This window comes from Candidatus Pantoea formicae, from assembly GCF_011752625.1.
Taxonomy (GTDB): domain Bacteria; phylum Pseudomonadota; class Gammaproteobacteria; order Enterobacterales; family Enterobacteriaceae; genus Pantoea; species Pantoea formicae.
Window position 1 is genome coordinate 52,609 of sequence record NZ_VWXD01000003.1, and the last position, 13,266, is coordinate 65,874.

Below are 13,266 nucleotides of genomic sequence, written 5' to 3' on the forward strand. Positions count from 1 at the left end.
GTTGGGCCCTTATCGGTGGTTGTCTGAAGCAGAACATCGTGTGTTTTGGCGATGGTAGTGATCTTAAGCCAAATGCAGGGGAATCAAACGGCTGATAAAGGGGGAAAAACAGGGCGTTTTTCCCGCGTGCAAGAGAGAGTTGCTGAAAAATTAAGCGCGAGCGCGCTGGCTAAGGACTAAATGCGTGATCATCCCGCCAATCAATCCCCAGAAGGCGGAACCGATGCCCAACAGTGAGATGCCGCTGGCGGTGATAAGAAAAGCAACAATGGCGCTATCACGATGCTCGGGCTCCGCCAGCGCACGTTGCAGGCTGCCAGAGAGCGTTGCCAGTAGCGCCAGCCCCGCCAAGGTGGCGATTAAAATTTGTGGCAGGGCGCTGAGCAGAATCGCAATCAGTGCGCCGGTAAATCCGGTGAGTAAATAGAAGATGCCTGCGATGGCTGAGGCCATCCAGCGGCGTTTGGGATCGGCATCGACATCATCACCCATGCAAATCGCGGCGGTAATGGCAGCGATGCAGACCGAGAACCCACCAAAGGGCGACAAGATTAGCGCGATAAACCCGGTCCAGCCGGTGAGGGCTGAAACGGGAGCCTGATAGCCATGCGCCTGTAAAGTTGCGATGCCCGGCGCGTTTTGCGAGGCCATGGTCACGAGGAAATAAGGTAAGCCGACGCCAACCAGCGCCGCCAGATTAAACTGCGGCATAATGAATTCAGGCACGCTAAGGGTTAAGGCGTGCGCCGGGAAATGAATCGCCTGCTGGCCTAATGCGACTAAGACACCTGCTACCAGCGCTAAAATGATGGCGTAGCGGGGCAGCCAGCGGCGGCTGAGCAGCCACACCAGGCACATGCTGCCACAGAGGGCAAAGTTGCCTTGTAAGCCAGTAAAAGTGCCGATGCCAAAGCGCAACAAAATACCCGCCAGCATTGCCGCCGCAAGTGATTGCGGTATGTGGTTCATCAGCTTGGCGAATAATCCTGTGACGCCACTTAGCACAATCAGGGCATTCGTGGCGACGAAGACCCCCACCACTTCGTTGAGGGTCAATCCCTGCACGCTGGTGGCCAGTAAGGCTGCTCCAGGCGTGGACCAGGCGGCTAAAATGGGCATGCGTGTCCATACTGACAGCCCAAACGACGCCAGACCCATGCCAACGCCAAGCATCGACAGCCAGCCGCCAATTTGCTCAGGCGATGCGCCAGCGGCCTGAGCAGCCTGGAAGATCAGTGCAGCGGTGCTGCTATAGCCGACCAGTACGGCAATAAATCCAGAAATCAACATCGGGAAGGAGAAAGCGCTACGTGAAGTGGCGGTCATCATCAGGTCACATCCTGCTTGTGCGTTATAGCGCACACTATTGCACGAGTGTGTTATAACGCACAAGTGGTACACTGCGCGCGACTTAGTCAGGAGACACCATGGAAAATCTGCATCAACACCTGAGCCAGGCACTGAAACAGCTGCGCCAGGCTAACGGCTGGAGTCTGACGTTAGCGGCTGATCGCACCGGCGTCAGCAAAGCGATGCTCGGTCAGATCGAGCGAGGTGAGTCTAGTCCTACCGTGGCGACCTTGTGGAAGATCGCCACCGGTTTTAATGTGCCTTTCTCTTTCTTTGTTCAGGGAAGCGATCAACCCCCTGGTGTCGCCGCCACTTTTCGCCAGCCTAATGCGCAAATGCAGGTTAAACCGCTACTCCCTTACGATGCGCAGCTGCGCTTCGATTTGCTGGAGGTGATTCTGGCAGGAGGGGCACAAAGTGACTCCTCGGCCCATGAAGATGGCGTGATCGAACAAGTGGTGGTGTTGGAAGGGGAACTGCTGCTGAACGTTGAAGGCACCTGGCGCCGTTTGCAGGTGGGTGAGGCCCATCAGTTTGCGGCGGATAAACCGCACAGTTACCGTAATCCTCTCAGTACGCCGCTGCGTTTTCACAGTTTAATTCATTACCTACAGCGAATATAACGCTACGGGCTTGCGGAGCGCGGTGAAGTAAAAATTACAAATTGATACGAAGGTAAACTACACAGTTTACCTTCGTATTTATATACTCGCGCTTCATCAGTAAGGAGAAGGTGCCATGAGTGACCTGAACAGTGCGGCTGCGGCCTTACGCAGCATCAATGGCAAACTGGCGCGCCGCCTACGGGAATCGGCTCCGCCGGCCGATTTGACCTGGCCGCAAGTGTCGGTATTGGGTTATCTGGTGCGCGACGGTGCCATGACGGTCACCGAATTGGCCGATCTGGAAGGCGTACGCAGCCAGTCAATGGGCGCGACGGTGGCCAGTTTGCAGGCGCAGGGGTTAGTCATCGGTGAAGCCGACCCGTTGGATGGCCGCAAAACTCGCTATTTACCGACAGAAAGTTGTCTCGCGCTGATTGCGGCAAACCGTGCGCAACGTGATGACTGGTTGCTGCAGAGTATGGCGACTACGCTCAATCCAGCAGAACAAAAGATATTACTGGCCGCTCTTCCCTTACTGCAACGTATTGCCGACCAATAATCCTGAGAGGAATCAACATGGCTTTAACCACCTTAGACGCAAAAACCGCCCTGATTGTGATTGACCTGCAGCACGGGATTGTCCGTCTTCCTGTGACGCCATTAGCAGCAGATGTTGTTGTTGAGCGTTGCGCACAGCTGGTCGACGCATTTCACGCTAAAAACCTGCCGGTTGTAAAAGTCAACGTAGCAGGTGGTGCACCAGGTCGTAATGAGCAGGCGCGTCACAGTGGCGAACTGCCTGCAGACTGGGCGGTACTGGTGCCAGAAATGGCATTGCAGGCGGGTGAAATCGCGGCGACGAAAACCACCTGGGGTGGCTTCCACAACACCGACTTGCATGCGCAACTGCAAGCGCGTGGTGTGACTCAGGTCGTCGTGTGCGGAATCGCAACCTCCATCGGTGTTGAGTCTACGGCACGTCAGGCGTATGAGTTGGGTTACAATGTCACGTTGGCAACCGATGCCATGACTTGCCTTAACGCAGAAACGCACAAAAACAGCATTGAACGTATCTTCCCGCGCTTGGGTGAAACCGGCTCAACGGCAGACGTTCTGGCACTGCTGAAGTCGTTCTGACTTTAAGGCGTGCGCGATGCCTAAACGGCGTTGATAAAAAGCCCTGCAATCTGATGAGATTTGCAGGGCTTATTTATTGGGGGGTGATGTCAGTTACTGAAATGCATAACTCACGGTCAAGCCAACACTGTAGTTACGTCCCGGTGCTGGCTCGTAATAGCGCCCATTGCTTTCATTCACGATCACTGAACCCACATAGGTACGATCGAACAGGTTATCCACGCGACCAAACAGGTCCAGCGTCCAGTTCTGCACCAGCCACTTATAACCGGAGTTCAGGCCAAATACCGTGTAAGACGGTGCTTTAACATCATTTTCATCGTCCGCTGCAATGTCGCTCATATAGCGCACATCGCCGCCTGCATACCAGCCTTGTTCCGGCGCATAAGCTAATCCGGCATACGCCATGTTGCGCGCGATGCCAGGGATGCGGTTGCCATCGCAGCTCTCGGTACCGCAGGCATTGGAACGATAGCGCGCGTCCAGCAATGTCCAGGCTGCTTTCAGGTGCCAGTCATAGCCGAAGTCTTGATCCAATCCCAATTCCAACCCACGACGACGCGTTTCACCGGCATTTTTGTAGCTGGTGCGGCCTTCAAAGCTGCTGTCGGAGACGATTTCGTTTTTGGTATCGGTCTGGAATAGCGCAGCGGTAATCAGACCGTTGCCGATACGTTTTTTCGTGCCCAGTTCCACCGTATCGCTGGTGGCGGGTTTCAGGTTCAGGTTAAGGCCCGCTTGGTCTGCTGAGCGATAGGACAACTCATTGAGGGTCGGCGTTTCGAAGCCACGACCCGCAGAAACATAGGCATTCCAGCTGTTATCAATGGCATATTTCAGCGAGGCGGCAGGCAACCAGCGGTGATAACGGCGATTACCGCTGTCGTCCGGGTCAGTTGCGGTCACGTAATAATCGTTGGAGTCGAAATTCACCGTGCTCAAGCGTACGCCCGCATCCAGTGACCATTTATCGCTGAACTGCCAGGCCGTTTGCAGATAAGGATCGAGGTTCCACATCAGGTTGCGTTCATTACGACGCATATCACCCTGCACACCATAATCGGTGATGCCGTTATTGGTGGTGAAGTTTTGATAGCCTTTGCGCTTCTCGGTCATGGTTTCATAGTCGATACCAGCAGTCAGCGTCACAGGGAGGGTGAACAGGGTGTCGCGATGAGTCCAGCGAGTATCAATGCCTTGATAGTGACGCGCCAGCGAAATCACGCCACCGGGATAACCGGCCTTCAACTGGGTTGCCATGGGAATGGATTGGTACTGCGTGGTTTCGCGTTCACCGGCGTACAGCATCACGCTGAGATCATCGTTCTCACTCATCTGGCGCTGATAATGTAAGCCAGCCTGCGTCTGGTCAACGGTCTTACGTGCGTTATACAGCGTCACGTTGCTGGCGACCTGACGCGGATTATCTTTCCACTGTGCTTCGGTTAATCCACCGGGGTCCTGTGCATCCACGTGCACACTGTTGAACAACAGTGTCAGGGTGCTGACATCATCGATACGCACACCCAATTTGGCATTGCCCAGATTCTTTTGCGCGGAACTGTGGTCGCGATAGCCATGCGTGGTAAAGCGTGAGGCCGAAACTGTATAGTTGACGTCACCGGCATGGGTGCCGTCACCGGTGGCACCGCTGGCTTTTACGCTGTTACGCCAACTACCAAAACTCCCGAACCAGGTGCTGGCTTCCAGTGTGGTCGGTTGCTGGCCGGTTTGCGTCTCGACGTTGATCACGCCACCCGAAGAGTTGCCATACAGTGCCGAAAACGGACCACGCAGCACTTCAACGTGATCGATAGAACCGATATCAATATTTGAGGTTTGTCCCTGGCCATCAGGCATGGTGGCAGGAATGCCGTCCACATACATGCGGATACCACGCAGGCCAAAGGTCGATCGCGAGCCAAAGCCGCGCACGGAAATTTGCAGGTCCTGGGCGTAGTTCTGGCGGTTCTGGATCTGCAATCCCGGTACGCTGGTCAGGTTCTCGGAAAGATTCACGCGAGGCGCCGCATGGCGCATATCATCACCGGAAACCACGCTGACCGCCGCCGGTGTATCCAATTCAGACAAGCCGGAACCCGCAGGTGCGGCGCTCACCACCATGGTATTGCTGGCATTATCCGCCGCCATCAAATGCAGGGGGAATAATGCAGGCAGCATCAGCAACGGTGCCTGTCGCAGTAAAGCAATTTTCATTATGAAAGACCGTATAAAAGACGTGGAATGAACCAAAAGGAACATTAATCGCGCATATGTTAATAGTTTTGTCGATAAATGGTATTACATTTTTATGCATTATATTAAATAAATGCTGTTATTTGACTGACATCCTTCGAGCGGGGAGGTAGCAGTGACGTTTGCAGCGTATATGAAGTTGACTATCGGCTTTTTTGTTGGCATTTGGCTGATCAGGGGGCAACACAAACGACTCAGCGGTTGCTTGGGGAATTCATAAGCAATAACGTTGGCGAAAATGCGCTCACGTTGTCCTTATGCGCATATCTCGCCTGGGTCATGGCGATGGCATTTCTCATTAAAGAGACTTGGGTTGACGGACAGGAGGATGCTCCTTGAGCCATCGGCGAACATCTTCTGTATCTGAACCCACTTCTCGCACCGCCCGGGTCAATCTTTCTTGGGTGGTATGCAGAGTGAGAGTCCAATAAGTTATTTGCCACTGTTCAAATAATTCAATGCGGGACAAATTTGACGGGATGCGGCGCTGTATAGGGTCTTTCATTTTTTATTATCCTCATGTCATTAATATTGGATTAAATACATAATTAATCCTTATCTGATGAAGAGGTGATTTTGTTTTTTTTGGGCACTGTGGAAAGCAGATAATTCCCTATTGCCAGGTTTTATCAATGATTAGGATGTTTCTTATATAGAAACGTAAATAATAAGCGTAACGGCAAGCATGTGCTCAGGCTTTTATCGAATAAAAGAGGGGGTGGGGATGCAAAAACAGATGATTGCTCAAAACAAATATATTTAAAGCAATCAAGCAGAGGTGGTTTTCATAGTTATGTTAACAAGACAATAATTTTTTAAAAATATTTGAATAGTGCATTTTAACCGATGATTCTTCAGTCTCATCCAGCTTTTTTAGCAACTCAAAACAAAGTGTTTTACGACTGAGCGTTTTTCCCGCGCTTAAAATTTCGCCCACAATCCGTCCCAAGGCTTCCTCTTCTGAAATATCGCTAGGTGTTGTCACATTATTCTCCATCACCGTTCTTGGTATCTTCGCTACATCGTTGATGCACATATCAATTCCTCTAGGGGGCTCAGGCATTCGGAGAGCGCTATGCTTAAATTTAATTAGGAAATGATTATTTCCTAATATGGCAAATGAATTACTCCAGAACCTTCATCACCATAGTAATGGTTTTTTTCCCATTAGTCACATCTTGAACTTTACCCACCACACGCATGCCAAATGCTACGCACAGTAGCAGACCTGCTGCTGTTTCAGCATCCAAATCAGAGGAAATAGAGCCGTCCTTCTGGCCTTCAATAATAAGCGAAACGAGAAAGTTTTGATTGCGCATCACGGCCTGTCTAACTAACTCTGACAGTTCTTCATCCAGCGTTTGCAATTCAACCGTACTTCCGACAACCAAACAACCTCTACGACCTTCAATCTCAACTGCCGAGTCTAAATAAAATTGCAGTAATTCCTCAATCCGCGACCTGCCATCCGGGAAATGTTGCAACCGCTGGCGTAAATCGGCATTACGTATAGCAATGTAGCGTTCAAAGACCCGCAAAAAGAGGGTGCGCTTATCAGTAAATGCTTTATATATGCTACCCGCCGTCAAACTCATGGCTTCGCCCAAATCGGCGATTGATGAAGCGTGATAACCTTTCTTTCTGAATACTATCATTGCTTTATCTAAAACTTCGTCCATATCAAAAACGCGTGGTCTTCCGCGCTCTCGGGTGACTTTTAAGCTTTGGTTTTCTGATGTCATCGTCAATTATTTATAGAGTGTTAGTTTCCGATTTATCATATGCGAACTTTTACTAATAATCGAATGGCGATGAATACGAATTCTGTGGCCCCTGGCGCAATGATAAAATTGCTCCGGGGAATCGTTCTCCTGGTCTCATTGTTGAAAACTTCTAGCGGTGTTTAAAAAGCATACTGATTAACAAGGTGTCATGTGGAAATTGAGATTAAAAAATGTCTTTCGGCGCACCTCTCGCCTGGCTGCGCGCAGAAAATTCTGTCAGTCTGACTGTTTTGTCTGAATGCATAAAAGGGAGTCAATATGAGTCAGCAACCGATAGTGGCGGTATTGGGGTTGGGCGCAATGGGGCACGCTTTTGCCGCCAACTTACTGAAAAAAGATTTTGTGGTGCGCGGTTGGAACCGCACGCGTGCCAAAGGCGAAGACTTGCTAGGTGCAGGTTTGCAACTCAGCGACAGCGCAGCGCAGGCCGTAGAGGGTGCCGATGTGGTCATCGCTATGCTGTCTGATGGTGACACCACCCGCCAGACCTTGGCCGAAGCGAGTATCGCATTGAAGCAGGGCGCGACCGTTTGCCAGATGGGTACCATTGGCGTAGAGGCCACAGATGCACTGATTGCTGACCTCAAAAAAGCGCGCCCCGATGTACTGTTTATTGATGCCCCGGTGTCCGGTACCAAAGCGCCAGCAGAAAATGCGCAAATTTTGGTGATGGCCAGCGGCGATCAAACAAGGGCGCAAGCGGCAGAGCAAGTGTTTGCGGCGATCGGTAAAGGCACACAGTGGCTGGGCGAGGCCGGTGCCAGTTCGCGCATGAAGCTGGTCGTCAACAGTTGGCTGATTGGATTGATGCAGAGTCTGGCAGAGAGTACTCGCCTGGCGGAACAATTTGGTTTCAGCACCGAAGATTTGTGGAAAGTGTTGGATGGCGGTCCGTTAGCGGCACCCTATGCCAAAATGAAACTCGGCATGATTGCCAGCGGTGATTTCACTCCGCAGATGCACCTGGTCTGGGCATTAAAAGATGCAAAACTGGCGCTGGATGCCGCAGGAGGCAGCAAGTTACCTGCGCTGGAAAATATCGTCGATGTTTGGCAGCAAGCGGTGGATGCCGGTTACGGTGAACAAGATCTGGCGGCCGTTTATCAGTATCTGAAACGCTGAAATGAGTAAGCGGCTCAACTTCGATTTCAGCCATCGTCCACTGGTGCCTTACGCGCACGATTATACGCATGGTGAGGCTGAGCCGTGGCACCACCACGACTGCGCGCAACTCATCCACACCTTGAGCGGGGTCGTGAGAGTCGAAACGCTGCAAGGAAGTTGGATCGTCCCACCCAGTCGTGGAGTCTGGTTGCCGGCGGGTACGCAACACGCGCTGCATATTGTGGGGACGGTGGCAGCACGTACGGTGTTTGTGGATCCCTTGGCGCGCGCCGATTTGCCCGCCAGTTGTCAGGTGGTGCAGGTTTCCCCCTTGCTGCGTGAGCTGATTGTGAGTGCGCTGGCGCTGCCCGAACAGTATGGCTCTGGCAGCCGTGCAGAGCGCATCTATGAATTAATCCTCGATGAAATCCGTGTGATGGATGTGCTGCCGTTTGGTCTGGCATGGCCCGAAAGCGAGCGGTTGCGCATACTGTGCCAGCGCATTCAGCAGGCGCCGGGCGAAGAGTGGACCTTAGCGCGTGCGGCCAGCCATCTTTGTGTGGCGGAACGCACATTAGCGCGCCATTTCACGCGCGAGACCGGGTTACAGTTTAGCGATTGGGTGCGCCGCGCGCGTCTGAGTGTGGCACTCGCGCGGCTAGCCTTGGGTGAATCGGTGCTGACAGTAGCGCTCGACCTGGGTTACGACAGCCCGAGCGCCTTCAGTGCGATGTTTCGTCGCGTACTCGGCGTTACGCCAGCGAACTACTTTCCTGCGGCAGAAAAGCGTGGGCTGCGTTAACTAATGCCTGCAATGACGCTCGCGTCACATCGTTATCGATTCCCACCCCCCAGGCGCGCTCACCGCGTGCATTGAGGCAACTGATGTAAGTCACCGAACGGCTGTCACTGCGCTTACCCAGCGTGTGTTCGTGATAATCCTCGATGGTGATCGCCAGGTCATAACGTTGGCGCAAGGCGGCCACGGCGGCTGACAGCAGCCCGTTGCCTTTGCCTTCCAGCGTCAGTTGTTGCCCGCCATCTTGCAGGCGTGCTTTGAAACGTGTTTCACCTTTGTCATCGCTGTGGCTTTCCGCCTCGAGGAGGCGACGCGAAGGTTGTGTGAGACCGTAGTGTTGACAGAACAACTGCCACAAGGCGTGGTGCGTCATCTCCTGACCATGGCTGTCCGTTTGCTGCTGCACGATGCGACTGAAGTCCTGCTGCAGTCCGCGCGGTAACTGCAGCCCGTGATTTTGTTCCAGTAGCCAGGCTGCGCCGCCTTTACCCGACTGGCTATTCACGCGGATGACCGCTTCGTAGCTGCAACCGATATCGATCGGATCGAGTGGCAGATAGGGCATTTGCCAGATGACTTCCTGACGTTCGCTGCGTTCAGCGAACCCTTTACGTATCGCATCTTGATGCGATCCCGAGAAGGCGGTGAAGACCAATTCACCCGCATAAGGATGGCGTGGATGGACGGGCAGCTGATTGCAGCGCGTGACCACCTCCAACACTTGCTGGATATCACTGAAATCGAGTTCCGGTGCGACGCCTTGGGTATATAAATTCAGCGCCAGTGTCACGATATCGACATTACCGGTGCGTTCACCGTTACCAAACAAGCACCCTTCAACGCGATCCGCCCCGGCCAGAATCGCCAGCTCGGCACAGGCCACGCCCGTGCCACGATCGTTGTGTGGATGTACACAAATCGCCACTTGTGCACGCTGGCTAAAATGACGGCAGAAATACTCAATCTGATCGGCATAAACGTTTGGCGTATTCACTTCAACGGTGGCAGGCAGGTTGATGATCATCGGACGCTCCGGTCCGGGCTGCCAAATGGCGGCTACCGCTTCACAAATTTCCAGTGCGAATTCTGGCTCAGTAAAACAGAACGTCTCAGGCGAGTACTGGAAAGTCCAGGCGGTATCGGTCTGTGCTTCACACTGAGCGCGAATCTGTCGCGCACCGGCACAGGCTAACTCAATGATCTCAGCTTTGCTCTGACGGAAAACACGTTCACGGAACAGTGGCGCCGTAGCGTTGTACATATGAATGATTGCACGGGGCGCGCCGCGCAGCGCCTCAAAGGTGCGGTCAATCAGATCGCTACGCGCCTGGGTCAGAACCTGAATCGCGACATCTTGCGGAATGTGGTTTTGCTCAATCAGCAAACGAACAAAATCGAAGTCGGTTTGCGAGGCGGCAGGAAAAGCGACTTCAATTTCCTTGAAACCGCAACGCAGTAACAGCTGCCAAAACTCCAGCTTGCGGGCACTGTCCATCGGTGTTGCCAACGCTTGGTTACCGTCACGCAGGTCCGTCGAGAGCCAGCGCGGGGCTTTGGTCAATTGGCGTGAAGGCCACTGGCGTTCTGGCAAGTCGATTACCGGGTAGGGACGATATTTCTCAGCAGGTTGGTTCAGCATGGGGTTCTCCTTATGGGTCTCCATTCAGTCTGGACCACGCCGCTGCACTCTGCTCACGCAAAACTGACAACACTTACTGCATAACTGACAGATGAGGCTAAAACGTCTCTGTGTTTCTGCCTCTGGCGGCGAAATTCATTAGGCATCTGCCAGCCGCATCGCATCCGGGAAGCGCGATAAGTCGCGCTGCAACGAAAGAACAACCATTTGCTCGCTGAGAGAGGGCTTATGCGTTGAACGGCATTTCTCAGATGAAATCAGCATCTGGACTTTAATCGCTACAGGGTAGTCTGGGATTTTGCGCGATAAGAGAAATCACAATGAAAAGAGCAGGTTTAGCTATTTTGATTCTGTCAGCAAGCGGTCTCAGTGCCGCTGAAACCATCACACTGCGTATTGCCGATCAAAAAGGAAATATGCACGCCGAGATGGAGGCGGCACAGCAGTTAAACAACCTCAACTATAAAATCGAATGGGCAGAGTTTCCGGCTGCAGCGCCATTAGCGGAAGCTCTGAATGCGGGGGCGGTCGATGCCGGTATTATCGGCGATGCACCCCTGCTGTTTTCACTGGCAGCCGGTTCTCAGGTCAAAGCCGTCGCGGTAAGTAAATCGGTGCCTGAAGGTCTGGCGGTGCTGGTGAACCCCGATTCAGCGATTAAAACGGTGGCCGACCTGAAAGGGAAAAATATCGCTACTGGTCGTGGCTCTATCGGTCACTTCGAGGCGCTGAAAGCACTGGAAAAAGCCGGTATCAGCGACAAAGAGGTAAAGTGGCGCTTCCTGACGCCAGCAGATGCGCGTATTGCGCTGGCAAACGGTTCGGTAGACGCGTGGTCAACCTGGGATCCTTACACCGCACTGGCAGAAGTGACACACACCGGACGTGTCTTAGTTAATGGCGTGGGGCTTTCCAGTGGCAACAGTTTCCTCGCGGCAACAGATGCGGCGCTCAACGATGCGGGCAAGCGTGCTGCGCTGCAGGATTACGTCAATCGATTAGCTGCTGCCGACCGCTGGGCGAACAGCCATGTGGATGAATACTCCACCACGCTGGCCAAGATTATCGGTTTCCCGAAAGAAGCGGCGGCGAAATCCTTCTCACGCCGCCAGTCCCACTGGCAAAGTATTGATGATGCTACCATTGGACAACAGCAAGAAACGGCCGACTTTTATCAAAAAAAGGGTCTGATTCAGCAGCATCTCGATGTGAAACCCACTTTTTATCAAGGCTTGAAGGTGACGCAGAAGTAACGCTTTGTGCCCCAACGTTTGGATTAACTACCGGGCGCGCGTAGCATAGTGCCCATGTTGTCTTAATCTGAATCGTCTATGTTATTCAAAACCTTCGATGGTCATAACGACCTGTTACTCAATCTGTGGCTGCATCATCGTGATGCGCCAGCGGAGGCTTTTTTCGCGGGTATTGAGAAAGGCCACCTCGATTATCCGCGCATGCAGCAGGGCGGTTTTGCGGGCGGGCTATTTGCGATGTTTGTCCCTCCACAGCGTTACATTAATGAAGTGACACCACAGCGTGCGCATGAGCAGTGGAAACCCTTGGATATTCTCTGGCAACAGCTCGATATTCTTAAAGCGCTGGTGGCAAAGTCTGATGGGCGGGCGCGTTTGTGCCTGTCAGCAAGTGATATCGCCGCGTGCCGCCGTGATGGTGTGTTAGCCATGGTGGCGCACATTGAAGGTGCCGATGGGTTTGATGCCGAAGGCGAAGCCCTGGCGGACTTTTATCAGGCTGGCGTTCGTAGCATTGGCCCCTTCTGGAACTTACCCAACATTTTTGGCGAAGGGGTGAACGGCAGTTTTCCTCACTCTCCAGACACGGGAGCAGGCCTGACTGATGCAGGTAAACAACTCATCGCCGCCGCTAACCATCATCGAATGATGATTGACGTTTCTCATATGAATGAGAAGGCTTTTTGGGACACCGCAAGCCTTTCAAACGCGCCTTTAGTCGCCAGTCACTCTAACGCGCATGTACTCTGCGCCCAGCCTCGCAACCTCACCGACGGTCAACTGCGCGCTATTCGTCATAGCGGCGGAATCGTTGGTGTGAATTTTGGTAACGCTTTTTTACGGGCGGATGGTAAGCGCGACAGCGATACGCCGTTGATCGAAATTGTTAAACATTTGGAACATTTAATTGAAATAATGGGTGTCGAAAATGTAGCATTTGGTTCGGATTTTGATGGCATCAGCGTGCCAGATGAATTGAAAGATGTGTCCGGGCTACCTCGGCTGTGTGTGATGCTCGAATCGCTCGGCTATGATCAGTCAGTGATTGAGCAGATAACTTGGGGGAATTGGCAGCGAGTCCTGCAACAAATTTGGCAGGATTAGCACAATTCCCTTACCGAATCAGGGTTGATATGCCTGCTACATTGGCGCAACATCAGCCCGCGTCGTGCATTGCTGTCAGGGAATCCTTTCCCTGAGGCAAGCATTTCCAGCAGAGCCTGCTCTGCGTTTTATGTTTTGAGGAAGAATATTATGTGGAAAAAACCTGAGTTTGTTGACCTGCGTCTGGGCCTGGAAGTGACTCTGTACATCTCCAACCGCTAAGACTTTCTGCCCG

14 protein-coding genes are annotated in these 13,266 nt (G+C 52.8%); 8 read left to right on the forward strand and 6 right to left on the reverse strand.

Annotation, left to right across the window (positions count from 1 at the left end):
- Window positions 1–150 precede the first annotated feature (150 nt).
- Complete coding sequence (locus F3J38_RS09035) at window positions 151–1,329, reverse strand: benzoate/H(+) symporter BenE family transporter (protein WP_167137274.1); 1,179 nt, start codon at window positions 1,327–1,329, stop codon at window positions 151–153.
- Between the two features lie 98 nt (window positions 1,330–1,427).
- Here F3J38_RS09035 and F3J38_RS09040 point away from each other — a divergent pair, with 98 nt between their 5' ends.
- From F3J38_RS09040 to F3J38_RS09050, 3 genes are all read left to right on the forward strand, one after another.
- A complete protein-coding gene (locus tag F3J38_RS09040) occupies window positions 1,428–1,973 on the forward strand; it encodes a helix-turn-helix domain-containing protein (protein ID WP_167137277.1) in 546 nt (181 codons plus the stop codon).
- Window positions 1,974–2,088: 115 nt separating this feature from the next.
- The gene (locus F3J38_RS09045; protein ID WP_167137280.1) at window positions 2,089–2,514 is read left to right on the forward strand and encodes a MarR family winged helix-turn-helix transcriptional regulator; all 426 of its coding nucleotides are present in this window, start codon (window positions 2,089–2,091) and stop codon (window positions 2,512–2,514) included.
- Window positions 2,515–2,531: 17 nt separating this feature from the next.
- On the forward strand, window positions 2,532–3,092 hold the full coding sequence (locus F3J38_RS09050; protein WP_167137283.1) for an isochorismatase family protein: 561 nt from the start codon (window positions 2,532–2,534) through the stop codon (window positions 3,090–3,092).
- A gap of 93 nt (window positions 3,093–3,185) precedes the next feature.
- Here the strand turns inward: F3J38_RS09050 and pqqU are convergent, their stop codons facing one another.
- The 4 genes from pqqU to F3J38_RS09070 all read right to left on the reverse strand — a co-directional run bounded on the left by pqqU (window position 3,186) and on the right by F3J38_RS09070 (window position 7,090).
- Window positions 3,186–5,309 (reverse strand): TonB-dependent receptor PqqU, encoded by a 2,124-nt coding sequence (gene pqqU / locus F3J38_RS09055; RefSeq protein ID WP_205298199.1) that lies wholly within the window; start codon window positions 5,307–5,309, stop codon window positions 3,186–3,188.
- A 337-nt stretch (window positions 5,310–5,646) separates the two neighbouring features.
- The gene (locus F3J38_RS09060; RefSeq protein ID WP_167137286.1) at window positions 5,647–5,853 is read right to left on the reverse strand and encodes a DUF3606 domain-containing protein; all 207 of its coding nucleotides are present in this window, start codon (window positions 5,851–5,853) and stop codon (window positions 5,647–5,649) included.
- 291 nt (window positions 5,854–6,144) lie between these two features.
- Window positions 6,145–6,384, reverse strand: coding sequence for a biofilm development regulator YmgB/AriR family protein (locus F3J38_RS09065; protein WP_240155939.1), 240 nt, complete (start codon window positions 6,382–6,384; stop codon window positions 6,145–6,147).
- Between the two features lie 88 nt (window positions 6,385–6,472).
- Window positions 6,473–7,090, reverse strand: coding sequence for a TetR/AcrR family transcriptional regulator (locus F3J38_RS09070; protein ID WP_167137289.1), 618 nt, complete (start codon window positions 7,088–7,090; stop codon window positions 6,473–6,475).
- A 300-nt stretch (window positions 7,091–7,390) separates the two neighbouring features.
- On the opposite strand from F3J38_RS09070, the gene F3J38_RS09075 reads away from it, so the two are divergent.
- Both F3J38_RS09075 and F3J38_RS09080 read left to right on the forward strand, forming a co-directional pair.
- Window positions 7,391–8,254, forward strand: coding sequence for an NAD(P)-dependent oxidoreductase (locus F3J38_RS09075; RefSeq protein ID WP_167137292.1), 864 nt, complete (start codon window positions 7,391–7,393; stop codon window positions 8,252–8,254).
- A 1-nt stretch (window position 8,255) separates the two neighbouring features.
- Window positions 8,256–9,038, forward strand: a complete 783-nt coding sequence (locus F3J38_RS09080; protein ID WP_167137295.1) for an AraC family transcriptional regulator — start codon at window positions 8,256–8,258, stop codon at window positions 9,036–9,038.
- Here the strand turns inward: F3J38_RS09080 and leuA are convergent.
- Window positions 8,989–10,674 carry a 2-isopropylmalate synthase gene (gene leuA, locus F3J38_RS09085; protein WP_167137298.1) on the reverse strand — a complete coding sequence of 562 codons (1,686 nt, stop codon included), beginning with the start codon at window positions 10,672–10,674 and terminating at the stop codon, window positions 8,989–8,991. The genes F3J38_RS09080 and leuA overlap by 50 nt on opposite strands.
- 320 nt (window positions 10,675–10,994) lie before the next feature.
- Between leuA and F3J38_RS09090 the strand changes: the two genes are divergently transcribed.
- The 3 genes from F3J38_RS09090 to pqqA all read left to right on the forward strand — a co-directional run bounded on the left by F3J38_RS09090 (window position 10,995) and on the right by pqqA (window position 13,253).
- The gene (locus F3J38_RS09090; RefSeq protein WP_167137301.1) at window positions 10,995–11,927 is read left to right on the forward strand and encodes an ABC transporter substrate-binding protein; all 933 of its coding nucleotides are present in this window, start codon (window positions 10,995–10,997) and stop codon (window positions 11,925–11,927) included.
- A gap of 78 nt (window positions 11,928–12,005) precedes the next feature.
- Window positions 12,006–13,031 carry a dipeptidase gene (locus F3J38_RS09095; protein ID WP_167137304.1) on the forward strand — a complete coding sequence of 342 codons (1,026 nt, stop codon included), beginning with the start codon at window positions 12,006–12,008 and terminating at the stop codon, window positions 13,029–13,031.
- Window positions 13,032–13,181: 150 nt separating this feature from the next.
- The gene (gene pqqA, locus F3J38_RS09100) at window positions 13,182–13,253 is read left to right on the forward strand and encodes a pyrroloquinoline quinone precursor peptide PqqA (RefSeq protein WP_010617686.1); all 72 of its coding nucleotides are present in this window, start codon (window positions 13,182–13,184) and stop codon (window positions 13,251–13,253) included.
- Window positions 13,254–13,266: the final 13 nt, after the last annotated feature.